The sequence below is a fragment of the Streptomyces alfalfae genome, from assembly GCF_004127445.1.
Lineage (GTDB): Bacteria > Actinomycetota > Actinomycetes > Streptomycetales > Streptomycetaceae > Streptomyces > Streptomyces alfalfae.
In genome coordinates this window covers 42,256-63,548 of the sequence record NZ_QEXM01000047.1, presented here as the reverse complement: position 1 = coordinate 63,548, position 21,293 = coordinate 42,256, and the positions used below count along the sequence as shown (strand labels likewise).

35 protein-coding genes are annotated in these 21,293 nt (G+C 67.5%); 33 read left to right on the top strand and 2 right to left on the bottom strand.

What is annotated here, in order from left to right; genetic code table 11:
* Positions 1 to 182: 182 nt before the first annotated feature.
* Positions 183 to 638 carry an ATP-binding protein gene (locus DCW30_RS29540; protein WP_076684969.1) on the bottom strand — a complete coding sequence of 152 codons (456 nt, stop codon included), beginning with the start codon at positions 636 to 638 and terminating at the stop codon, positions 183 to 185.
* 168 nt (positions 639 to 806) lie between these two features.
* On the opposite strand from DCW30_RS29540, the gene DCW30_RS29535 reads away from it, so the two are divergent.
* Both DCW30_RS29535 and DCW30_RS29530 read left to right on the top strand, forming a co-directional pair.
* Positions 807 to 1,679 (top strand): helix-turn-helix domain-containing protein, encoded by an 873-nt coding sequence (locus DCW30_RS29535; protein ID WP_076684968.1) that lies wholly within the window; start codon positions 807 to 809, stop codon positions 1,677 to 1,679.
* Positions 1,676 to 1,885: a DUF397 domain-containing protein gene (locus DCW30_RS29530; RefSeq protein WP_076684967.1), complete on the top strand. Its 210-nt coding sequence runs from the start codon at positions 1,676 to 1,678 to the stop codon at positions 1,883 to 1,885. The genes DCW30_RS29535 and DCW30_RS29530 overlap by 4 nt, the downstream gene beginning before the upstream one ends.
* A gap of 81 nt (positions 1,886 to 1,966) precedes the next feature.
* Here the strand turns inward: DCW30_RS29530 and DCW30_RS37975 are convergent, their stop codons facing one another.
* Positions 1,967 to 3,448, bottom strand: a complete 1,482-nt coding sequence (locus DCW30_RS37975) for an ADP-ribosylglycohydrolase family protein (RefSeq protein ID WP_261340874.1) — start codon at positions 3,446 to 3,448, stop codon at positions 1,967 to 1,969.
* A gap of 504 nt (positions 3,449 to 3,952) precedes the next feature.
* Here DCW30_RS37975 and rpsJ point away from each other — a divergent pair.
* The 31 genes from rpsJ (at position 3,953) to truA (ending at position 21,286) form a co-directional block, all read left to right on the top strand.
* Positions 3,953 to 4,261, top strand: a complete 309-nt coding sequence (gene rpsJ, locus DCW30_RS29520) for a 30S ribosomal protein S10 (RefSeq protein ID WP_003948644.1) — start codon at positions 3,953 to 3,955, stop codon at positions 4,259 to 4,261.
* A 14-nt stretch (positions 4,262 to 4,275) separates the two neighbouring features.
* Complete coding sequence (gene rplC / locus DCW30_RS29515; protein WP_030782583.1) at positions 4,276 to 4,920, top strand: 50S ribosomal protein L3; 645 nt, start codon at positions 4,276 to 4,278, stop codon at positions 4,918 to 4,920.
* Between the two features lie 8 nt (positions 4,921 to 4,928).
* Positions 4,929 to 5,582: a 50S ribosomal protein L4 gene (rplD, locus tag DCW30_RS29510; protein ID WP_062775135.1), complete on the top strand. Its 654-nt coding sequence runs from the start codon at positions 4,929 to 4,931 to the stop codon at positions 5,580 to 5,582.
* The gene (rplW, locus tag DCW30_RS29505; protein ID WP_055564827.1) at positions 5,582 to 6,001 is read left to right on the top strand and encodes a 50S ribosomal protein L23; all 420 of its coding nucleotides are present in this window, start codon (positions 5,582 to 5,584) and stop codon (positions 5,999 to 6,001) included. The genes rplD and rplW overlap by 1 nt, the downstream gene beginning before the upstream one ends.
* A gap of 39 nt (positions 6,002 to 6,040) precedes the next feature.
* Positions 6,041 to 6,877 carry a 50S ribosomal protein L2 gene (gene rplB, locus DCW30_RS29500; RefSeq protein ID WP_062775138.1) on the top strand — a complete coding sequence of 279 codons (837 nt, stop codon included), beginning with the start codon at positions 6,041 to 6,043 and terminating at the stop codon, positions 6,875 to 6,877.
* Between the two features lie 12 nt (positions 6,878 to 6,889).
* Entirely contained in the window at positions 6,890 to 7,171 is a 282-nt protein-coding gene (rpsS, locus tag DCW30_RS29495) for a 30S ribosomal protein S19 (protein ID WP_062775140.1), read from the top strand.
* A gap of 41 nt (positions 7,172 to 7,212) precedes the next feature.
* Positions 7,213 to 7,560: a 50S ribosomal protein L22 gene (gene rplV / locus DCW30_RS29490; RefSeq protein ID WP_016645177.1), complete on the top strand. Its 348-nt coding sequence runs from the start codon at positions 7,213 to 7,215 to the stop codon at positions 7,558 to 7,560.
* Positions 7,560 to 8,393, top strand: coding sequence for a 30S ribosomal protein S3 (rpsC, locus tag DCW30_RS29485; protein ID WP_055564829.1), 834 nt, complete (start codon positions 7,560 to 7,562; stop codon positions 8,391 to 8,393). The genes rplV and rpsC overlap by 1 nt, the downstream gene beginning before the upstream one ends.
* A gap of 5 nt (positions 8,394 to 8,398) precedes the next feature.
* Positions 8,399 to 8,818, top strand: a complete 420-nt coding sequence (gene rplP, locus DCW30_RS29480; RefSeq protein ID WP_014047785.1) for a 50S ribosomal protein L16 — start codon at positions 8,399 to 8,401, stop codon at positions 8,816 to 8,818.
* Positions 8,818 to 9,042 carry a 50S ribosomal protein L29 gene (gene rpmC / locus DCW30_RS29475; RefSeq protein ID WP_006347226.1) on the top strand — a complete coding sequence of 75 codons (225 nt, stop codon included), beginning with the start codon at positions 8,818 to 8,820 and terminating at the stop codon, positions 9,040 to 9,042. The genes rplP and rpmC overlap by 1 nt, the downstream gene beginning before the upstream one ends.
* Positions 9,042 to 9,326, top strand: coding sequence for a 30S ribosomal protein S17 (rpsQ, locus tag DCW30_RS29470; protein WP_062775142.1), 285 nt, complete (start codon positions 9,042 to 9,044; stop codon positions 9,324 to 9,326). Before rpmC ends, rpsQ begins: the two co-directional genes overlap by 1 nt.
* Before the next feature lie 99 nt (positions 9,327 to 9,425).
* Positions 9,426 to 9,794, top strand: coding sequence for a 50S ribosomal protein L14 (rplN, locus tag DCW30_RS29465; protein ID WP_003974257.1), 369 nt, complete (start codon positions 9,426 to 9,428; stop codon positions 9,792 to 9,794).
* A gap of 2 nt (positions 9,795 to 9,796) precedes the next feature.
* Positions 9,797 to 10,120: a 50S ribosomal protein L24 gene (gene rplX / locus DCW30_RS29460; protein WP_016645174.1), complete on the top strand. Its 324-nt coding sequence runs from the start codon at positions 9,797 to 9,799 to the stop codon at positions 10,118 to 10,120.
* Entirely contained in the window at positions 10,120 to 10,677 is a 558-nt protein-coding gene (rplE, locus tag DCW30_RS29455) for a 50S ribosomal protein L5 (protein ID WP_062775145.1), read from the top strand. Before rplX ends, rplE begins: the two co-directional genes overlap by 1 nt.
* Before the next feature lie 5 nt (positions 10,678 to 10,682).
* Positions 10,683 to 10,868, top strand: a complete 186-nt coding sequence (locus tag DCW30_RS29450) for a type Z 30S ribosomal protein S14 (RefSeq protein WP_003956452.1) — start codon at positions 10,683 to 10,685, stop codon at positions 10,866 to 10,868.
* Positions 10,869 to 11,087: 219 nt separating this feature from the next.
* Positions 11,088 to 11,486, top strand: coding sequence for a 30S ribosomal protein S8 (gene rpsH, locus DCW30_RS29440; protein WP_018528360.1), 399 nt, complete (start codon positions 11,088 to 11,090; stop codon positions 11,484 to 11,486).
* A 21-nt stretch (positions 11,487 to 11,507) separates the two neighbouring features.
* Positions 11,508 to 12,047, top strand: coding sequence for a 50S ribosomal protein L6 (gene rplF / locus DCW30_RS29435; protein WP_055527119.1), 540 nt, complete (start codon positions 11,508 to 11,510; stop codon positions 12,045 to 12,047).
* Positions 12,048 to 12,050: 3 nt separating this feature from the next.
* On the top strand, positions 12,051 to 12,434 hold the full coding sequence (gene rplR, locus DCW30_RS29430; RefSeq protein WP_062775147.1) for a 50S ribosomal protein L18: 384 nt from the start codon (positions 12,051 to 12,053) through the stop codon (positions 12,432 to 12,434).
* A 68-nt stretch (positions 12,435 to 12,502) separates the two neighbouring features.
* On the top strand, positions 12,503 to 13,105 hold the full coding sequence (gene rpsE / locus DCW30_RS29425; RefSeq protein WP_055553512.1) for a 30S ribosomal protein S5: 603 nt from the start codon (positions 12,503 to 12,505) through the stop codon (positions 13,103 to 13,105).
* Entirely contained in the window at positions 13,105 to 13,287 is a 183-nt protein-coding gene (rpmD, locus tag DCW30_RS29420; RefSeq protein ID WP_005481207.1) for a 50S ribosomal protein L30, read from the top strand. The genes rpsE and rpmD overlap by 1 nt, the downstream gene beginning before the upstream one ends.
* Position 13,288: 1 nt before the next feature.
* A complete protein-coding gene (gene rplO, locus DCW30_RS29415; protein ID WP_062775150.1) occupies positions 13,289 to 13,744 on the top strand; it encodes a 50S ribosomal protein L15 in 456 nt (151 codons plus the stop codon).
* A 225-nt stretch (positions 13,745 to 13,969) separates the two neighbouring features.
* Positions 13,970 to 15,283 carry a preprotein translocase subunit SecY gene (gene secY / locus DCW30_RS29410; protein ID WP_062775152.1) on the top strand — a complete coding sequence of 438 codons (1,314 nt, stop codon included), beginning with the start codon at positions 13,970 to 13,972 and terminating at the stop codon, positions 15,281 to 15,283.
* Positions 15,283 to 15,936, top strand: coding sequence for an adenylate kinase (locus DCW30_RS29405; RefSeq protein WP_076684965.1), 654 nt, complete (start codon positions 15,283 to 15,285; stop codon positions 15,934 to 15,936). The genes secY and DCW30_RS29405 overlap by 1 nt, the downstream gene beginning before the upstream one ends.
* Positions 15,937 to 16,053: 117 nt before the next feature.
* Complete coding sequence (gene map / locus DCW30_RS29400; RefSeq protein ID WP_076684964.1) at positions 16,054 to 16,890, top strand: type I methionyl aminopeptidase; 837 nt, start codon at positions 16,054 to 16,056, stop codon at positions 16,888 to 16,890.
* 180 nt (positions 16,891 to 17,070) lie between these two features.
* Entirely contained in the window at positions 17,071 to 17,292 is a 222-nt protein-coding gene (infA, locus tag DCW30_RS29395) for a translation initiation factor IF-1 (protein WP_003948620.1), read from the top strand.
* Between the two features lie 58 nt (positions 17,293 to 17,350).
* Positions 17,351 to 17,464 (top strand): 50S ribosomal protein L36, encoded by a 114-nt coding sequence (rpmJ, locus tag DCW30_RS29390; RefSeq protein ID WP_003948619.1) that lies wholly within the window; start codon positions 17,351 to 17,353, stop codon positions 17,462 to 17,464.
* Positions 17,465 to 17,651: 187 nt separating this feature from the next.
* On the top strand, positions 17,652 to 18,032 hold the full coding sequence (gene rpsM / locus DCW30_RS29385) for a 30S ribosomal protein S13 (protein WP_030782528.1): 381 nt from the start codon (positions 17,652 to 17,654) through the stop codon (positions 18,030 to 18,032).
* A 65-nt stretch (positions 18,033 to 18,097) separates the two neighbouring features.
* Positions 18,098 to 18,502, top strand: coding sequence for a 30S ribosomal protein S11 (gene rpsK, locus DCW30_RS29380; protein WP_003948617.1), 405 nt, complete (start codon positions 18,098 to 18,100; stop codon positions 18,500 to 18,502).
* A gap of 140 nt (positions 18,503 to 18,642) precedes the next feature.
* Entirely contained in the window at positions 18,643 to 19,665 is a 1,023-nt protein-coding gene (locus DCW30_RS29375; RefSeq protein WP_016645160.1) for a DNA-directed RNA polymerase subunit alpha, read from the top strand.
* A gap of 138 nt (positions 19,666 to 19,803) precedes the next feature.
* Positions 19,804 to 20,295, top strand: coding sequence for a 50S ribosomal protein L17 (gene rplQ, locus DCW30_RS29370; protein ID WP_062775159.1), 492 nt, complete (start codon positions 19,804 to 19,806; stop codon positions 20,293 to 20,295).
* A 136-nt stretch (positions 20,296 to 20,431) separates the two neighbouring features.
* The gene (gene truA / locus DCW30_RS29365) at positions 20,432 to 21,286 is read left to right on the top strand and encodes a tRNA pseudouridine(38-40) synthase TruA (RefSeq protein WP_076684963.1); all 855 of its coding nucleotides are present in this window, start codon (positions 20,432 to 20,434) and stop codon (positions 21,284 to 21,286) included.
* Positions 21,287 to 21,293 lie beyond the last annotated feature (7 nt).

Here is a 21,293-nt window from a genome sequence, read left to right as displayed (position 1 = left end):
GGCGCGCGTGGGCGCGCTCGGGTTTCGGGTGTCCACCGGGAAGCTGTCTTCTTCCTTGGTGGTCAGGCCCTCGCCCTATGGGATGCCAGTCCCGGCGGGGGCCGTCGTATGTCCGGAGGTGCGGCGTCGTGGCATATGCGCGACGGCCGTTGGCGCTTCTTTCCCTCCCGGTTGTCCAGGGGTTAGGCGCCACCGCCACCGGAGCACGGGGAATCGCGTTCCGGCGCCGCGAGGCTCAGCTCCGCCCAGACGGTCTTCCGGGGGTACGGGCCCTCTGCCACGCCCCAGCGGTGGGCCAGCGCTTCCACCAGGAGCAGACCCCGCCCCGACTCCGACGCCGCCTCGGGACGCCGGGGCGAGGGAAGGCGTTCGGGGCAGGTGTCCGTGACCTCGACGCGGAGTACGCGGGCTGTCGCGTAGAGGCCCAGCCGGAAGTCACGGCCGGGGACACGGCCGTGCGCGGCGGCGTTGGCGGACAGCTCCGCGACGATCTGGCGGGCCGGGTCCAGGGGCAGCCCCCAGGAGCGCAACTGCTCGGTCGCGAGGAGGCGCGCGAGGCGGGCCCCGCGGGGCGTGGGGGAGAGCAGGACATGGAAGTGACGTGTGGTGCGGGCCAGTTCGGCGGCTTCTCGGTTCACGCTACTCAGCGTGGCCCCTTCCTTCTACGCTGCTCAGTGACATCGCCGCTGCGTACGGTGACTGTACGGGCTCTGTCCAGCGCTGTACCGGCTGTACAGCGAGCCGAACCGGGTGCGTACGGCGTTGACCGTACGTAGCGGAGGCTCGACGAGGCGGGAGGCGGTCGCGTGGAACGGTCGACGGCGGCGGAGGGTGAGCGGGAGCCGGAGGAGCCCGGCTGGGAGGTCGACCCGGAGGACGAGCAGGGCGCGGCGATCGTCGCGTTCGTCGGGCGGCAGCTGCGGGCCCGGCGGGAGGCCGCCGGCATGCGCGCCGCCGAGTTCGCTGCGGCCATGGGGTACGGGGAAGGACTCGTCTACAAGGTCGAGGGCGGGACGCGGATTCCTCGGGCCGAGTACCTGGACAAGGCGGATGAGGTGCTGGGGGCGGGGGGCTCCGTCGCGGCGATGAAGGGGGACGTGGCGGAGGCCAGGTATCCGAAGAGGGTTCGGGATCTGGCGCGGATGGAGGCGCAGGCAGTTGAGCTGACCGCTTACGGCAATCACAACCTGCACGGGTTGTTGCAGACGCGGGAGTACGCGCGGGCGTTGTTCGCGATGCGCCGCCCGGCGCTGGAGCAGGAGCGCATGGAGCAACTCGTCGCCGCGCGACTGGCCAGGCAGTCGGTCTTCGAGCGGAAGCCTGCCCCGGCGCTCAACTTCGTACAGGAGGAGGTGACGCTGCGGCGCCCGGTCGGGGGCAAGCTTGTGTTGCGACGGCAGCTTGAACGGCTGCTGGAGCTCGCGGAGTTGAGGGCTGTCGAGATCCAGGTGATGCCGACGGCCCGTGAAGATCACGCGGGCATGAGCGGTGAGATGCAGGTGCTGAAGTTCCGGGACGGTACAGCGGTCGGCCGGTCCGAGGGTGAGTTCGGCAGCCGCCCTGTCTCCGAACTGAAGCAGCTCCGCATCATCGAACTGCGGTGTGGCATCATCCGGGCTCAGGCTCTCGCGCCAGGGGAGTCGAAGGCCTTCATCGAGCAGGTTCTGGGAGAGACATGATCCGCAAGACTTCCGTCGGAGACTCGTCTGAACCGGCCTGGTTCAAGAGCAGCTACAGCAGCAACAGCAACGAGCCCGACTGCGTCGAGGTGGCCCACGCCCCCAGCGCTGTCCACGTCCGTGACTCCAAGGTCATCCAGGGGCCCCGCCTCACCGTAGGTGACACGGCGTGGGCGGAGTTCCTGACCTACGCCGCCGGGAGCTGATTCCGGGGCCCGTGAGCGGGAGCGTCGGCGACCGCCAGCACAGAGCGCGGCTCAGCGCGGCCAGCGGCGCGGCCCCGCCGCTCAGTCCCGGTCCCACGCCCCGGCCAGCGCCCCCAGCCGGTCCCCGTACTCCACCGCCGCCACCCACTCCGGCGGCCACCCCGACGGTCCCCGGTGGGCCCCCGCCAGCGTGCCCGCCAGGGCCGCCGTCGCCGCCGAGGGGCCCGAGGTGTGGCAGGCGCGGCGCAGGGCGTAGCGGGGGTGGGCGTCCGTGGACAGGTAGGCGTACAGCGCGCCGCCCAGGACGTCGTCGGAGGTCCATGCCGCGCCCACCGCCCTGCCGGGCTCCGCTCCGCTGTGCAGGGCGGTCTCCGCCGCGTCCAGCGCCGCCACGCACTCGTCCCAGCCCATCGCGGTGAACGACGCGGCGTCGGCCCGGGTAGCCAGATCGCCCAGCCAGTCCGCGCGGTACGTGTGGCGGGACGCCTCCGCGTGGGCGCGCAGCTCCGGCAGGAGGTCGGCGGGGGAGCAGCGGTGCCTCAGCAGGTGCACCGCGTGTGCCGCCAGGTCGCTCGCCGCCAGGGCGGTGGGGTGGCCGTGCGTGAGCGCCGCCTGGAGTTGGGCGATGCCCGAGCGCTGGTCGTCCGACAGGTACGGCGTCAGGCCCACCACGGCCGCCCGCACCACCGCCGCGCAGCCCTTCGACCCGGCTGCCGTCGCCTCCTGCCAGGGGACCGGGGACGCCAGGGCCTCGCAGGCGTTCAGCGTCGTACGGCCGGGGGAGCGGTCGTTGTCCGGGGCGTACCGCCAGCGGACCAGGTGCGTGCGCAGGGCCGTCGTCACCGCCGGCGGGGTCAGCCACGGCGGGGCCGGGAGCGCGCCGCGCGTCGTCAGGGCCCGGCGTGCCTCCGCCTCCGGGAGCCGGGCCGGGACCGCCACCCCCGCGAGCGCCTCGCCGACCGCCAGCGACAGCTGCGTCTGGTCGGAGACACGGACGGCGCCGTCGGCGGACAGCGGCAGCTCCATCGACTCCCAGGCGCCGTAGACCTCCCCGATGCGGTCCAGGGAGAGGGACGACAGGGGGTGGCCCATCGCGTCGCCCAGGGCCAGGCCCAGCAGGGCTCCGTGCGCCGACCGCCACCGAGGGGCGCGCGGCGGCAGGTCCGCCAGGCCGTACAGGCCCGCCAGGCTCGGAGCCGTCGTCAGCGACCCCGGCGCCGCCGCCGGTGAGGCGGCCAGCTCTGCCAGGACCACCGTGGGCGCCACCCCCCGCGCCTTGCCCTCGCGCAGGGCCAGCATCCAGCGGGTGTCGTCGCGGGCCCGCGTCCCGGCGTCCCCGCGGACGATCCACCCCGCGGCGTCGTCCTCGTCGCACGCCCACACGTACGTGGTGACCACGCCGCGCTCGTCGGCCAGGGCGAGGTACCGGACCGGGCGCGCGGTCTCGGAGGCGTACTGCGCCGGGCCGCTGACCCGCGAGGACGCCATGTCGTCCGCGAATCGGGGGTTGATGGGGCGGCGGGGGACAAAGCGCGGTCCCGGCGCGGGTGCTTCGCTCGGCATGGTGCTTTCCGTCTCGTCGGGCGGCCGTCGGTCACGGTTCACCCTGCCCGACGGCCTCGTGGCGGCCCCGCCCCGGGTTTGATCTCCGTCACCCACCGGGTACGCTCTACGGCTCGATTGGCACCGGGCATGCCCCGTATGGCAGACTGTCATGGTTGCTCGGTTGAGTGCCGATGCTGCGCGCCTCCCGCCGGGAGGACCGGAAGCGAGTCCCACAGTACTCGTCGCCTTATCTGCCGAAGGGCCCCACAGGGTCCGTAGGCAGCGCTTCGGCGGACGTACGGGAATCTTTCGGGAAGCGCAGCGCGGTGGTTCAGCCAGGCGCCCGGTGGGTTTCTTCCCCCGGACCCGCGGTCATCAGGGCCGCAGCCCCTAGCAGGGATTCTCCTTCGGGAGAACTGTGTGAGCGGGACTGCGACACGCCCGACCGCGTGGGTCGGAGGAAGTAGAAAAAAGGGCCTAGCGGGAGCCAGAGCGTTCGAGACAAAGGACTACTAAGTAGCCATGGCGGGACAGAAGATCCGCATCCGGCTCAAGGCCTACGACCACGAGGTCATCGACTCCTCGGCGAAGAAGATCGTCGAGACGGTGACTCGCACTGGTGCGTCGGTCGCGGGCCCGGTGCCGCTGCCCACTGAGAAGAACGTGTACTGCGTCATCAAGTCGCCGCACAAGTACAAGGACTCGCGCGAGCACTTCGAGATGCGCACGCACAAGCGCCTGATCGACATCCTCGACCCGACGCCCAAGACCGTTGACTCGCTGATGCGCCTGGACCTTCCGGCCGGCGTTGACATCGAGATCAAGCTCTGAAGGGCGCGAAGAAGATGACCAAGCAGATCAAGGGCATCCTGGGCGAGAAGCTCGGCATGACCCAGGTCTGGGACGAGAACAACCGTGTCGTCCCGGTGACCGTGGTCAAGGCCGGGCCCTGCGTCGTTACCCAGGTCCGTACGAATGACAGCGACGGCTACGAGTCGGTCCAGATCGCCTTCGGCGAGATCGACCCGCGCAAGGTGAACAAGCCCCTCAAGGGCCACTTCGCCAAGGCCGACGTGACCCCCCGTCGCCACCTCGTCGAGATCCGTACCGCTGGCGCCAGCGAGTACACCCTCGGCCAGGAGCTGACTGCCGAGACGTTCGAGGCCGGTATCAAGGTCGACGTCACCGGCAAGAGCAAGGGCAAGGGCTTCGCCGGTGTGATGAAGCGTCACAACTTCCACGGCGGCAAGGCCTCCCACGGTGCCCACCGCGTGCACCGCAAGCCCGGTTCCATCGGTGGCTGTGCCACTCCCGGCCGTGTCTTCAAGGGCATGCGCATGGCGGGTCGCATGGGCAACGAGCGGGTCACCACCCAGAACCTGACCGTCCACGCCGTTGACGCGGAGAAGGGTCTGCTGCTCATCAAGGGCGCGGTCCCCGGTCCGAACGGCGGCCTCGTCCTGGTCCGTACCGCGGCCAAGGGGGCCTGAGGTAACCCATGAGCACCATTGACATCCTTTCGCCGGCAGGCGACAAGACCGGGACGGTCGAGCTCCCCGCGGAGATCTTCGACGTCGAGAAGATCAGCATTCCGCTGATCCACCAGGTCGTCGTCGCGCAGCTGGCCGCGGCCCGTCAGGGCACGCACAAGACCAAGACCCGCGGTGAAGTCCGTGGTGGTGGCAAGAAGCCTTACCGCCAGAAGGGCACCGGCCGCGCGCGCCAGGGTTCGACCCGTGCGCCGCAGTTCGCCGGCGGTGGCGTCGTCCACGGCCCCGTGCCGCGTGACTACTCCCAGCGCACCCCGAAGAAGATGAAGGCTGCCGCCCTGCGTCACGCCCTCACCGACCGGGCGCGCAACTCCCGCATCCACGTCGTCACCGGCGTGGTCGAGGGCGAGATCTCCACGAAGGCCGCCAAGAGCCTGCTCGGCAAGGTCAGTGAGCGCAAGAACGTGCTCCTGGTCATCGAGCGCTCGGACGAGGCCTCGCTGCTCTCCGCCCGCAACCTGCCCCAGGTGCACATCCTGGAGCCGGGCCAGCTGAACACGTACGACGTGCTCGTCTCGGACGACGTGGTCTTCACCAAGGCCGCCTTCGAGTCCTTCGTGTCTGGCCCCAAGGCCAATGAGACCGAAGGGAGCGAAGCCTGATGGCTATTCGTCACCAGAGCATCGCGTCCAAGGCTGCGAAGGCCGCCAAGGCCGCGCGTGTCGCCAAGGCGAAGCGCATCGCGACCGAGGGCAAGATCGCCGTTGAGCCCACCCCGCTGAGCAAGTCCTTCTCGGACCCGCGCGACGTCCTCGTCAAGCCGGTCGTCTCCGAGAAGTCGTACGCGCTGCTCGACGAGGGCAAGTACACGTTCATCGTGGCTCCGGGCGCCAACAAGACCCAGATCAAGCAGGCCGTCGAAGCGGTCTTCTCGGTCAAGGTCACCGGCGTCAACACGATCAACCGTCAGGGCAAGCGGAAGCGTACGCGCACCGGTTTCGGCAAGCGTGCCGACACCAAGCGCGCCATCGTGACCCTTGCTGAGGGCGACCGTATCGACATCTTCGGCCAGGCCTCCTAACGGAGCGCCCTGGTCCGAATATCGGACGAGGACTGAGAAATGGGAATCCGCAAGTACAAGCCGACTACGCCGGGCCGCCGTGGCTCCTCCGTAGCCGACTTCGTCGAGGTAACGCGGTCCACGCCGGAGAAGTCGCTGGTTCGCCCGCTGCACAGCAAGGGCGGCCGTAACAACGCCGGTCGGATCACCGTTCGCCACCAGGGTGGCGGACACAAGCGCGCCTACCGCGTCATCGACTTCCGTCGCCACGACAAGGACGGCGTGCCGGCCAAGGTCGCGCACATCGAGTACGACCCCAACCGCACCGCGCGCATCGCGCTGCTGCACTACGCGGACGGCGAGAAGCGCTACATCCTCGCCCCGCGCGGCACGCAGCAGGGTGACCGGATTGAGAGCGGCCCCGGCGCCGACATCAAGCCCGGCAACAACATGGCGCTGCGCAACATCCCGGTCGGTACGACCATCCACGCCATCGAGCTGCGGCCCGGCGGCGGCGCGAAGTTCGCCCGCTCCGCGGGTGCCTCCGTGCAGCTGCTCGCGAAGGAAGGCGCCATGGCGCACCTTCGCATGCCGTCCGGTGAGATCCGCCTGGTCGACGTCCGCTGCCGCGCCACCATCGGCGAGGTCGGCAACGCCGAGCAGTCGAACATCAACTGGGGCAAGGCCGGCCGTATGCGCTGGAAGGGCGTCCGCCCGACCGTGCGTGGTGTCGTGATGAACCCGGTCGACCACCCGCACGGTGGTGGTGAGGGCAAGACCTCCGGTGGTCGCCACCCGGTCTCGCCGTGGGGCCAGAAGGAGGGTCGTACTCGTGATCGCAACAAGGCGAGCAACAAGTACATCGTCCGCCGCCGCAAGTCGAACAAGAAGCGCTAGGAGCGGGTTTAGATGCCGCGCAGTCTCAAGAAGGGGCCCTTCGTCGACGACCACCTCGTAAAGAAGGTGGACGCCCAGAACGAAGCCGGCACCAAGAACGTCATCAAGACCTGGTCCCGTCGCTCGATGATCGTCCCCAGCATGCTGGGTCACACGATCGCGGTGCACAACGGCAAGACCCACATCCCGGTGTTCGTCACCGAGTCGATGGTCGGCCACAAGCTCGGCGAGTTCTCGCCGACTCGCACCTTCCGCGGCCACGTCAAGGACGACCGGAAGTCGAAGCGCCGCTAGCGCGGGGTGGAACGACTATGACTAACACCGAAGGGACAACCATGGAAGCCAGGGCCCAGGCGCGGTACATCCGCGTCACGCCCATGAAGGCCCGCCGCGTGGTGGACCTCATCCGTGGCATGGATGCCACGGAGGCTCAGGCGGTCCTGCGTTTCGCCCCGCAGGCCGCGAGCGTGCCGGTCGGCAAGGTGCTGGACAGCGCCATTGCCAACGCCGCGCACAACTACGACCACTCTGACGCCTCTTCGCTGGTCATCAGCGAGGCGTACGTGGATGAGGGCCCGACCCTGAAGCGGTTCCGTCCGCGTGCCCAGGGCCGTGCCTACCGGATCCGTAAGCGGACCAGCCACATCACCGTGGTCGTCAGCAGCAAGGAAGGAACCCGGTAATGGGCCAGAAGGTAAACCCGCACGGGTTCCGGCTCGGTGTCACGACCGACTTCAAGTCGCGTTGGTACGCCGACAAGCTGTACAAGGACTACGTCAAGGAAGACGTCGCCATCCGTCGGATGATGACGTCCGGCATGGAGCGCGCCGGCATCTCGAAGGTGGAGATCGAGCGCACCCGTGACCGCGTGCGTGTGGACATCCACACCGCCCGTCCCGGCATCGTCATCGGCCGCCGTGGCGCCGAGGCCGACCGCATCCGCGGTGACCTCGAGAAGCTCACGGGCAAGCAGGTCCAGCTGAACATCCTCGAGGTCAAGAACCCCGAGGTCGACGCTCAGCTCGTGGCCCAGGCCGTGGCGGAGCAGCTGTCCTCCCGCGTCTCCTTCCGTCGCGCCATGCGTAAGAGCATGCAGTCGGCGATGAAGGCGGGCGCCAAGGGCATCAAGATCCAGTGTGGTGGCCGTCTCGGCGGCGCCGAGATGTCGCGCTCGGAGTTCTACCGCGAGGGCCGCGTGCCCCTGCACACGCTCCGCGCCAACGTCGACTACGGCTTCTTCGAGGCCAAGACGACCTTCGGCCGCATCGGCGTGAAGGTCTGGATCTACAAGGGCGACGTCAAGAACATCGCCGAGGTTCGCGCCGAGAACGCCGCTGCCCGCGCCGGCAACCGCCCGGCCCGTGGTGGCAACGACCGCCCGGCCCGTGGTGGCCGCGGTGGCGAGCGTGGCGGTCGCGGTCGCAAGCCGCAGCAGTCGGCTCCGGCCGCCGAGGCCCCCAAGGCCGAGGCGCCCGCCGCTGCTCCGGCTGCTGAGAGCACCGGAACGGAGGCCTGACCGAAATGCTGATCCCCCGTAGGGTCAAGCACCGCAAGCAGCACCACCCGAAGCGCAGCGGTATGTCCAAGGGTGGTACGCAGGTTGCGTTCGGCGAGTACGGCATTCAGGCCCTCACTCCGGCGTACGTGACCAACCGCCAGATCGAGGCGGCTCGTATCGCGATGACCCGCCACATCAAGCGTGGCGGCAAGGTCTGGATCAACATCTACCCGGACCGTCCGCTCACCAAGAAGCCCGCCGAGACCCGCATGGGTTCCGGTAAGGGTTCTCCCGAGTGGTGGATCGCGAACGTCAAGCCCGGTCGGGTGATGTTCGAGCTGTCCTACCCGAACGAGAAGATTGCTCGTGAGGCGCTCACCCGCGCTGCTCACAAGCTTCCGATGAAGTGCCGCATCGTCCGGCGCGAGGCAGGTGAGTCGTGATGTCGGCCGGTACCAAGGCGTCCGAGCTGCGCGAGCTGGGCAACGAGGAGCTTGTCAACAAGCTTCGCGAGGCCAAGGAAGAGCTGTTCAACCTCCGCTTCCAGGCGGCGACGGGTCAGCTCGAGAACCACGGCCGGCTCAAGGCCGTCCGTAAGGACATCGCGCGGATCTACACCCTGATGCGTGAGCGCGAGCTGGGCATCGAGACGGTGGAGAGCGCCTGATGAGCGAGAGCAACGTGACTGAGAAGACTGAGACCCGCGGCTTCCGCAAGACCCGTGAGGGCCTGGTCGTCAGCGACAAGATGGACAAGACCGTCGTCGTCGCCGTCGAGGACCGCGTCAAGCACGCGCTGTACGGCAAGGTCATCCGCCGTACGAACAAGCTCAAGGCGCACGACGAGCAGAACGCTGCCGGCGTCGGCGACCGCGTCCTCCTGATGGAGACGCGTCCGCTGTCCGCCACCAAGCGCTGGCGCATCGTCGAGATCCTCGAGAAGGCCAAGTAATTCTCCGAGGGGCACCCCCCTCGGAGTTCGTTCCGCCAGGCTCCCGGGGCAGTTCGCTGAACTGCCCCGGGGGAACCGGCAGACAATCAGGAGATAGACGTGATCCAGCAGGAGTCGCGACTGCGCGTCGCCGACAACACGGGTGCGAAGGAAATTCTCACCATCCGTGTTCTCGGTGGCTCGGGTCGCCGCTACGCGGGCATCGGTGACGTCATCGTCGCCACCGTCAAGGACGCGATCCCCGGTGGCAACGTGAAGAAGGGTGACGTCGTCAAGGCGGTCATCGTTCGCACCGTCAAGGAGCGCCGCCGTCCGGACGGCTCGTACATCCGCTTCGACGAGAACGCCGCCGTCATTCTGAAGAACGACGGCGACCCTCGCGGCACCCGTATCTTCGGCCCCGTGGGCCGTGAGCTGCGCGAGAAGAAGTTCATGAAGATCATCTCGCTCGCGCCGGAGGTGCTGTAAGCATGAAGATCAAGAAGGGCGACCTGGTCCAGGTCATCACCGGTAAGGACAAGGGCAAGCAGGGCAAGGTCATTGCCGCTTACCCGCGCGACGAGCGCGTCCTGGTCGAGGGTGTCAACCGGGTCAAGAAGCACACGAAGGCCGGCCCGACCGCCAGCGGCTCGCAGGCCGGCGGCATCGTGACCACCGAGGCCCCCGTCCACGTCTCCAACGTCCAGCTGGTCGTGGAGAAGGACGGCAACAAGGTCGTCACGCGCGTCGGTTACCGCTTCGACGACGAGGGCAACAAGATCCGCGTTGCCAAGCGGACGGGTGAGGACATCTGATGACGACCACCACCACTCCGCGTCTCAAGACGAAGTACCGCGAGGAGATCGCGGGCAAGCTGCGTGAGGAGTTCTCGTACGAGAACGTCATGCAGATCCCCGGCCTCGTCAAGATCGTGGTCAACATGGGTGTCGGCGACGCTGCCCGTGACTCGAAGCTGATCGACGGCGCCATCCGCGACCTCACCACGATCACCGGCCAGAAGCCGGCCGTGACGAAGGCCCGGAAGTCCATCGCGCAGTTCAAGCTGCGCGAGGGTCAGCCGATCGGCTGCCACGTCACGCTCCGTGGCGACCGCATGTGGGAGTTCCTGGACCGCACCCTGTCGCTCGCGCTGCCGCGCATCCGCGACTTCCGCGGTCTGTCCCCCAAGCAGTTCGACGGCCGTGGCAACTACACCTTCGGTCTCACGGAGCAGGTCATGTTCCACGAGATCGACCAGGACAAGATCGACCGCGTCCGGGGTATGGACATCACCGTGGTGACCACGGCGACCAACGACGCTGAGGGCCGTGCGCTCCTTCGTCACCTCGGCTTCCCGTTCAAGGAGGCGTAAGCGAGATGGCGAAGAAGGCTCTGATTGCCAAGGCTGCTCGTAAGCCCAAGTTCGGTGTGCGTGCGTACACCCGCTGCCAGCGCTGCGGCCGTCCGCACTCCGTCTACCGCAAGTTCGGTCTCTGCCGCGTGTGCCTTCGTGAGATGGCTCACCGTGGCGAGCTGCCGGGCGTGACCAAGAGCTCCTGGTAGTCCTGCCCTTCAAGGGTTTTCAGGACTCCTGGATCTCTCGGTAAGTAAAGGGTCGGCAGAGGCCCGCCCCTCCATGGCTTAGGCTAGGAGGGTTGGGCGTCTGCCGCCCTGACCGACTTACTACGCCGTAGGTCCCCGCGCCGCACCCGTCCCGCCTCTGAGTGGGGAGAGGGATGGCGCAGATAGGAAACCCCGGCGAGAGAGGCCGAAGGCCAATTCATGACCATGACTGATCCGATCGCGGACATGCTGACTCGTCTGCGTAACGCGAACTCGGCGTACCACGACACCGTGGCGATGCCGCACAGCAAGATCAAGTCTCACATCGCGGAGATCCTCCAGCAGGAGGGCTTCATCACGGGCTGGAAGGTCGAGGACGCCGAGGTCGGCAAGAACCTCGTTCTCGAGCTGAAGTTCGGCCCGAACCGTGAGCGCTCCATCGCGGGCATCAAGCGGATCTCCAAGCCCGGTCTCCGGGTTTACGCGAAGTCCACCAACCTGCCGAAGGTCCTCGGCGGCCTCGGCGTGGCGATCATCTCCACGTCGCACGGTCTCCTGACCGGCCAGCAGGCAGGCAAGAAGGGCGTAGGTGGGGAAGTCCTCGCCTACGTCTGGTAGTCGGGAACGGAGGAATAGCTAATGTCGCGTATTGGCAAGCTCCCCATCACGGTTCCCGCCGGCGTGGACGTCACCATCGACGGCCAGACGGTCGCGGTCAAGGGTCCCAAGGGCACCCTGAGCCACACCATCGTCGCGCCGATCGAGATCGCTAAGGGTGAGGACGGCGTTCTGAACGTCACCCGCCCGAACGACGAGCGTCAGAACAAGGCCCTCCACGGCCTGTCCCGCACGCTGGTGGCGAACATGATCACCGGCGTGACCCAGGGTTACGTGAAGAAGCTCGAAATCAGCGGTGTCGGTTACCGCGTCCTGGCGAAGGGCTCCAACCTGGAGTTCTCGCTCGGCTACAGCCACCCGATCCTGATCGAGGCGCCCGAGGGCATCTCCTTCAAGGTCGAATCGGCGACCAAGTTCTCGGTCGAGGGCATCGACAAGCAGAAGGTCGGCGAGGTTGCGGCCAACATCCGCAAGCTGCGCAAGCCCGACCCGTACAAGGCCAAGGGCGTCAAGTACGAAGGCGAAGTCATCCGCCGCAAGGTCGGAAAGGCGGGTAAGTAAGCCATGGCATACGGTGTCAAGATTGCTAAGGGCGACGCTTACAAGCGTGCTGCCATCAAGCGTCGTCACATCCGCATCCGTAAGCACATCTCGGGTACGGCTGAGCGTCCGCGCCTGGTCGTGACGCGCTCGAACCGCCACATCGTGGCCCAGGTCATCGACGACATCAAGGGTCACACCCTTGCGTCGGCGTCGACCCTGGACGCCTCGATCCGCGGTGCCGAGGGCGACAAGTCCACGGCCGCCAAGTCGGTCGGCGCCCTGGTCGCCGAGCGCGCCAAGGCCGCCGGCGTCGAGACTGTCGTGTTCGACCGTGGTGGTAACCAGTACGCCGGGCGCATCGCCGCCCTGGCGGACGCCGCCCGCGAAGCCGGACTCAAGTTCTGAGTCCTGCCCGTTCGCGCAGTGACTATTCGATGCTGCGTAGCTAGCGGAAACAGAGAGAGGTAATTCCAATGGCTGGACCCCAGCGCCGCGGTGGCGGTGCCGGTGGCGGCGAGCGGCGGGACCGGAAGGGTCGCGACGGTGGCGCTGCCGCCGAGAAGACCGCATACGTTGAGCGCGTCGTCGCGATCAACCGTGTCGCCAAGGTTGTGAAGGGTGGTCGTCGCTTCAGCTTCACCGCGCTGGTCGTGGTGGGCGACGGTGACGGCACCGTGGGTGTCGGTTACGGCAAGGCCAAGGAGGTGCCGGCCGCCATCGCCAAGGGTGTTGAGGAGGCCAAGAAGCACTTCTTCAAGGTCCCCCGTATCCAGGGCACCATCCCGCACCCGATCCAGGGCGAGAAGGCCGCGGGCGTCGTCCTGCTCAAGCCTGCTTCCCCCGGTACCGGTGTTATCGCCGGTGGCCCGGTGCGTGCCGTGCTCGAGTGCGCCGGCGTGCACGACATCCTGTCGAAGTCCCTGGGCTCCGACAACGCGATCAACATCGTGCACGCGACCGTGGCGGCCCTCAAGGGTCTGCAGCGTCCCGAGGAGATCGCGGCCCGCCGCGGTCTGCCCCTCGAGGACGTCGCCCCCGCGGCCCTGCTTCGTGCGCGTGCCGGGGCTGGTGCGTAATGGCGCAGCTCAAGATCACGCAGACGAAGTCGTACATCGGCAGCAAGCAGAACCACCGCGACACCCTGCGCTCCCTTGGTCTCAAGGGCATCAACACGCAGGTCGTCAAGGAGGACCGCCCCGAGTTCCGCGGAATGGTGCACACCGTCCGCCACCTCGTGACGGTTGAGGAGGTCGACTGACATGGCGGAGCAGAACCCGCTGAAGGTCCACAACCTCCGGCCCGCCCCGGGCGCCAAGACCGCCAAGACCCGTGTGGGTCGTGGTGAGGCGTCCAAGGGTAAGACCGCTGGTCGTGGTACCAAGGGCACCAAGGCCCGTTACCAGGTTCCGGAGCGCTTCGAGGGTGGCCAGATGCCCCTCCACATGCGTCTCCCGAAGCTCAAGGGCTTCAAGAACCCGTTCAAGACCGAGTTCCAGGTCGTGAACCTCGACAAGCTGAGCGCGCTGTACCCGGAGGGTGGCGAGGTCACCGTCGAGGGTCTCGTCGCCAAGGGCGCCGTTCGCAAGAACAGCCTCGTCAAGGTGCTCGGCCAGGGTGAGCTCACCGTGGCGCTGCAGGTGACGGTCGACGCCGTCTCCGGCTCCGCCAAGGAGAAGATCACCGCCGCGGGCGGTACCGTCACCGAGCTCGTCTGATTCATCCAGACGTGTCGATGACATGAGCGATTCCCATCCGGGGATGCCCCACAAAAGGGGCATCCCCGGTTGGTCGTTCCAAGGGGGGCACGGTCGCCGGTAAGGTGGCGTGCACTGTCTAAGCTCCGTGCGGTCTGCCCGCACGGTTTTGTTGACTGATACGTATTCGTCGAACCTCAAGACCACCACCTCTGGCGCACGCGCGCGGGGGTCGCAGGAGGCACCGTGCTCACCGCGTTCGCCCGGGCGTTCAAGACGCCCGACCTGCGCAAGAAGCTGCTCTTCACGCTCGGCATCATCGTGATCTACCGGCTGGGTACGCACGTGCCGATCCCCGGTGTCAGCTACAAGAACGTCCAGGCCTGTATCGACAACCAGAGTCAGAACCAGGGTCTGTTCGGTCTCGTCAACATGTTCAGCGGTGGCGCGCTGCTGCAGATCACGATCTTCGCGCTCGGCATCATGCCGTACATCACCGCGAGCATCATCCTGCAGCTGCTGACCGTGGTGATCCCGCGGCTCGAGGCCCTCAAGAAGGAGGGTCAGGCCGGTACGGCGAAGATCACGCAGTACACGCGCTATCTGACCATCGCGCTCGCGATCCTTCAGGGCACCGGCCTGGTGGCCACGGCCCGCACCGGCACGCTCTTCCAGGGCTGCCCCGTCGCCAGTGAGATCGTCCCCGACCAGTCGATCTTCGTCACCATCACGATGGTGATCACGATGACCGCGGGCACGGCGTGCGTCATGTGGCTCGGTGAGCTCATCACCGACCGCGGCATCGGCAACGGCATGTCGATCCTGATGTTCATCTCGATCGCCGCCACGTTCCCGAGCGCCCTGTGGGCCATCAAGGAGCAGGGCGACCTGGCGGACGGCTGGATCGAGTTCGGCACCGTCATCGCGGTCGGCCTCTTCATGGTCGGCCTGGTGGTCTTCGTCGAGCAGGCGCAGCGGCGCATCCCGGTCCAGTACGCGAAGCGCATGATCGGCCGCAGGTCCTACGGCGGGACGTCGACGTACATCCCGCTGAAGGTGAACCAGGCGGGCATCATCCCTGTGATCTTTGCCTCCTCGCTGCTGTACATCCCGGCTCTCGTGGCACAGTTCGCGGGTGGCAATTCCGGATGGAAGCAGTGGATCGAGGCGAATCTGACCACGGGTGACCACCCGATCTATATCGCCACGTACTTCATCCTGATCGTCTTCTTCGCCTTCTTCTACGTCGCGATCTCCTTCAACCCCGAGGAAGTCGCCGACAACATGAAGAAGTATGGTGGCTTCATCCCGGGCATCCGGGCTGGCCGTCCTACCGCTGAGTATCTGAGTTACGTACTCAACCGGATCACGTGGCCGGGTTCGCTGTATCTGGGCCTGATCGCTCTTGTGCCGACGATGGCGTTGGTGGGCTTCGGGGCAAACCAGAACTTCCCGTTCGGCGGGACGAGCATCCTCATCATCGTGGGTGTGGGTCTGGAAACCGTGAAGCAGATCGAGAGCCAGCTCCAGCAGCGCAATTACGAAGGGTTCCTCCGCTGATGCGAATCGTCCTCGTCGGGCCGCCCGGTGCGGGCAAGGGAACGCAGGCCGCGTTCCTCGCCAAGAACCTGTCGATCCCGCACATCTCCACGGGCGACCTCTTCCGTGCCAACATCAGCCAGGGCACGGAGCTGGGCAAGCAGGCCAAGGCGTACATGGACGCCGGGAACCTGGTGCCCGACGAGGTGACGATCGGCATGGCGAAGGACCGCATGGCGCAGTCGGACGCCGTGAACGGCTTCCTGCTCGACGGCTTCCCGCGGAACGTGTCGCAGGCGGAGTCCCTGGACGAGGCCCTGAAGGCCGACGACGTGAAGCTCGACGCCGTCCTGGACCTGGAGGTCCCGGAGGACGAGGTCGTCAAGCGGATCGCCGGCCGTCGCGTCTGCCGCAACGAGTCCAGCCACGTCTTCCACGTGACGTACTCGCCGCCGAAGCGGGAAGGTGTCTGCGACGTCTGCGGCGGTGAGCTGTACCAGCGTGGCGACGACAGCGAGGACACCGTCCGCAAGCGTCTGGAGGTCTACCACACGCAGACCGAGCCGATCATCGACTACTACCGGGCCCAGGGTCTGGTCGTGACGATCTCGGCGCTCGGCAAGGTGGACGAGGTCACCAAGCGTGCGATGGACGCCCTCAAGGGCGACAAGTAGTTCAGTACGCTGTTTCGGCCGCGGTGCCCCTCGGGGGACCGCGGCCGTAGTGTTGTGTACGTAGTCGGTTCGTGTACGTGGCCGGTTGTTGGACGGATGACGGAGAGCGGAAGCCCCATGGTGCAGATCAAGACCCCCGAGCAGATCGCGAAGATGCGTGAGGCGGGCCTTGTCGTCGCCGCCGTCCACGCCGCGACCCGTGAGGCCGTGGTGCCCGGCGCGACCACGAAGGACCTGGACGACGTCGCCCGCAAGGTCATCGCCGAGCACGGGGCGAAGTCCAACTTCCTCGGGTACGGCGGCTTCCCCGCGACGATCTGCACCTCGGTCAACGAGGTCGTCGTGCACGGCATCCCGGACGACAAGACCGTCCTGAAGGACGGGGACGTCATCTCCATCGACGCCGGCGCCATCGTCGACGGCTGGCACGGCGACGCCGCGTACACCGCCTTCGTCGGCTCCGGTCACGCCCCGGAGCTGGTCGAGCTCTCCCGGGTGACCGAGGAGTCGATGTGGGCCGGCATCGCGGCCATGAAGCAGGGCAACCGGCTCGTCGACATCTCCCGGGCCATCGAGACGTACATCCGCCGGCAGCCGAAGCCGGGCGGCGGCAAGTACGGCATCGTCGAGGACTACGGCGGCCACGGCATCGGCACCGAGATGCACATGGACCCGCACCTCCTGAACTACGTCGAGCGCCGCCGCGGCAAGGGCCCCAAGCTGGTCCCCGGCCTCTGCCTCGCGATCGAGCCCATGGTCTCCCTCGGCACCCCCCGCACGGAGGTCCTGGAGGACGACTGGACGGTCATCACGACCGACGGCACCTGGTCCTCCCACTGGGAGCACTCGGTCGCCCTCACGGAGCAGGGCCCCCTGGTCCTCACGGCCCCGGACTGCGGCAAGGCGAAGCTGGCGGAGTACGGCGTCACCGCGGCGCCGGACCCGCTGGCCTGAAGCCCGCGCGCTCGGTGACCCCCTTGCTTAAGGATCTTCGTCGTGGGGCAGACTTTCTCGATTCGTCTTTCCGAGTGCGCTGACGTAGACTGACGCGTCGGCTCTCGTGCATCCGTGTGTCTCCATCCGGGGACGCGCCAGTGCGAGGCCGATCAAGGTAGTCGATTCGAAGGGCGAAGCGTGGCCAAGAAGCAAGGTGCCATCGAGATCGAAGGCACTGTCGTCGAGTCTCTTCCGAACGCCATGTTCAAGGTGGAGCTCCAGAACGGCCACCAGGTCCTGGCACACATCAGCGGCAAGATGCGCATGCACTACATCCGCATCCTCCCTGACGACCGGGTCGTGGTGGAGCTGTCTCCGTACGACCTGACGCGTGGCCGGATCGTCTACCGGTACAAGTAGATCTTGCCCGCACCCCGTTCGCGCGGGGTGGAGGCACTGACCCGGAGAACCTCACCCAATGAAGGTCAAGCCGAGCGTCAAGAAGATCTGCGACAAGTGCAGGGTGATCCGCCGTCACGGCCGGGTCATGATCATCTGCGACAACCCGCGCCACAAGCAGCGCCAGGGCTGACGCACGACTGCAGTTCGCAGAGTTTCGCGCGACGCACGTAATCAATACGCAGAGCACGTCCCTCTTCAGATCCATCGGTAATGGAGGGCGACACCCCCGGTCGGAGGCCGGGGACCCAGCCGGTACCTAGTACGGCCACTGGGAGTGGTTCTGCCGAAGACCTCCGAAGAATCAACAGGAGCCATGAATGGCACGCGTTGAAGGCGTTGACCTCCCGCGCGAAAAGCGCATCGAGGTCGCCCTCACCTACGTGTTCGGCATCGGCCGCACGCTGGCCCAGCAGACGCTGGACGCCACCGAGGTGGACCGCAACACCCGCGTCCGCGACCTGACCGAGGAAGACCTCGTCAAGATCCGCGAGTACGTGGACGCCAACATCAAGACCGAGGGTGACCTCCGTCGCGAGATCCAGGCCGACATCCGCCGCAAGGTCGAGATCGGCTGCTACCAGGGCCTGCGTCACCGTCGTGGCCTGCCCGTCCGTGGTCAGCGCACCAGCACGAACGCCCGCACCCGCAAGGGCCCGCGTCGCGCCATCGCCGGTAAGAAGAAGCCGGGCAAGAAGTAGTCCTCGCTCAGCGGTCTATCGACAGCTGACGCTGCAGGACCGACCACCTCCCGTAGGAGTTATAGATGCCCCCCAAGGGTCGTCAGGGCGCTGCCAAGAAGGTGCGCCGCAAGGAAAAGAAGAACGTCGCCCACGGGCACGCTCACATCAAGAGCACGTTCAACAACACGATCGTGTCCATCACGGACCCGACCGGCAACGTGATCTCGTGGGCCTCCGCCGGCCACGTCGGCTTCAAGGGCTCGCGCAAGTCCACGCCGTTCGCCGCGCAGATGGCCGCCGAGTCGGCTGCCCGTCGCGCGCAGGAGCACGGCATGCGCAAGGTCGACGTCTTCGTCAAGGGCCCGGGTTCCGGTCGTGAGACCGCCATCCGTTCGCTCCAGGCGACCGGCCTTGAGGTCGGCTCGATCCAGGACGTGACGCCCACGCCGCACAACGGCTGCCGTCCGCCCAAGCGCCGCCGCGTCTGACGCACGTCGCTTGATCCGAGGTTCCGGGCGGTACGGCTCTTCGAGTCCGTGCCGCCCGTACCCTTGAATGCGTAACACCATGGGGCCTGGCCCCGGGCAGGGCATCAAATAGTGGGTGCCCCTGACTGAAGGAACATTTCATGCTGATCGCTCAGCGTCCCTCGTTGACCGAAGAGGTCGTCGACGAATTCCGCTCCCGGTTCGTGATCGAGCCGCTGGAGCCGGGCTTCGGCTACACCCTCGGCAACTCCCTCCGCCGCACCCTCCTGTCGTCGATCCCCGGCGCTGCTGTCACCAGCATCCGCATCGACGGCGTCCTGCACGAGTTCACCACCGTGCCGGGCGTCAAGGAGGACGTCACCGACCTCATCCTCAACATCAAGCAGCTGGTCGTCTCCTCGGAGCACGACGAGCCGGTCGTGATGTACCTGCGCAAGCAGGGCCCGGGTCTGGTCACCGCCGCCGACATCGCCCCGCCGGCCGGTGTCGAGGTGCACAACCCCGACCTCGTCCTCGCCACGCTCAACGGCAAGGGCAAGCTGGAGATGGAGCTGACCGTCGAGCGCGGTCGCGGCTACGTCTCCGCCGTGCAGAACAAGCAGGTCGGCCAGGAGATCGGCCGTATCCCGGTCGACTCGATCTACTCGCCGGTGCTCAAGGTCACGTACAAGGTCGAGGCGACCCGTGTCGAGCAGCGCACCGACTTCGACAAGCTGATCGTCGACGTCGAGACCAAGCAGGCCATGCGCCCGCGCGACGCCATGGCGTCCGCAGGCAAGACCCTGGTCGAGCTGTTCGGTCTGGCGCGCGAGCTCAACATCGACGCCGAGGGCATCGACATGGGCCCGTCCCCGACGGACGCCGCCCTCGCCGCCGACCTGGCGCTGCCGATCGAGGAGCTGGAGCTCACCGTTCGGTCGTACAACTGCCTCAAGCGTGAGGGCATCCACTCCGTGGGTGAGCTCGTCGCCCGCTCCGAGGCGGACCTGCTCGACATCCGCAACTTCGGTGCGAAGTCGATCGACGAGGTCAAGATGAAGCTCAACGGCATGGGTCTCGCGCTGAAGGACTCGCCTCCCGGCTTCGACCCGACCGCCGCCGCCGACGCCTTCGGCGCGGATGACGATGCCGACGCGGGCTTCGTCGAGACCGAGCAGTACTAAGAGCTCGGGACCAGCGGTTTGAATTTGGCTGCGGGATCGTTGTGGTAGATCGCGCAGTTCCCCGCGCCCCTGACGGGGCGCGGGTGCCACTGACCTCGGTACCTGATACGGCCGGGGCAGATCACTAGGAGAAACACCATGCCGAAGCCCACCAAGGGTGCCCGTCTGGGCGGCAGCGCCGCGCACGAGAAGCTTCTGCTGGCGAACCTCGCCAAGCAGCTCTTCGAGCACGGCCGCATCACCACGACCGAGGCGAAGGCCCGTCGCCTGCGTCCGTACGCGGAGCGTCTGGTCACCAAGGCGAAGAAGGGCGACCTTCACAACCGCCGCCAGGTGCTGTCCGTCATCACCGACAAGAGCATCGTGCACACGCTCTTCACGGAGATCGGCCCGCGCTACGAGAACCGCCCCGGTGGTTACACGCGCATCACCAAGATCGGCAACCGTCGCGGCGACAACGCGCCCATGGCGGTCATCGAGCTGGTCGAGGCCCTGACCGTGGCCCAGGAGGCCACCGGTGAGGCCGAGGCCGCCACGAAGCGCGCCGCCAAGGACGCCGAGGCCACCGACGCCAAGGTCGACACGGCCAAGGCCGACGAGGCTCCGGCCGAGGAGTCGAAGGACGCGTAAGCGTTCTGCCGGGGGCTGTGCGTTCGGCTGCGGGCTTCGCGGCCGGTCGCGCAGTTCCCCGCGCCCCTTCGGGGCGATGCGGGTCCGTCCCTTGCCAGGGGCGGGCCCGCTTTTCGTTGCCTGAGAGGATCCAGGAGTGAGTGACGAAGCAGAGCCCGGGTTCGTCCGGGTACGTCTTGACCTTTCGTACGACGGCAAGGACTTCTCCGGCTGGGCCAAGCAGCGGCAGGGGCAGCGGACCGTCCAGGGGGAGATCGAGGCCGCCCTGCGGACCGTGACGCGGTCCCAGGAGACGTACGAGCTGACCGTGGCGGGCCGGACCGACAGCGGGGTGCACGCGCGCGGGCAGGTCGCCCACGTCGACCTGCCGGAGGACGTGTGGGCCGAGCACCGGGACAAGCTCCTGCGCAGGCTCGCCGGGCGGCTGCCGCACGACGTGCGGATCTGGAGGGTCGCCGAGGCGCCCGCCGGGTTCAACGCGCGGTTCTCGGCCGTGTGGCGGCGGTACGCCTACCGCGTGACCGACCACCCGGGCGGCGTCGACCCGCTGCTGCGCGGCCATGTGCTGTGGCACGACTGGGAGCTCGACCTCGACGCCATGAACGCCGCCGCCGAGCGGCTGATCGGCGAGCACGACTTCGCGGCGTACTGCAAGCGGCGTGAGGGCGCGACGACCATCCGCACGCTCCAGGAGCTGCGGTGGGTGCGGCGGGACGACGGCATCCTCGAAGCCACCGTGCGGGCCGACGCCTTCTGCCACAACATGGTGCGCTCCCTGGTGGGCGCCATGCTGTTCGTGGGCGACGGGCACCGGCCCGTGGAGTGGCCGGGCAAGGTGCTCGCGGCCGGGGTGCGGGACTCCGCCGTGCACGTCGTGCGGCCCCACGGGCTCACCCTCGAAGAGGTCGGCTACCCCGCCGACGAGCTGCTCGCCGCGCGCAACAAGGAGGCGCGCAACAAGCGGACGCTGCCCGGCGCCGGCTGCTGCTGAGCGGCCG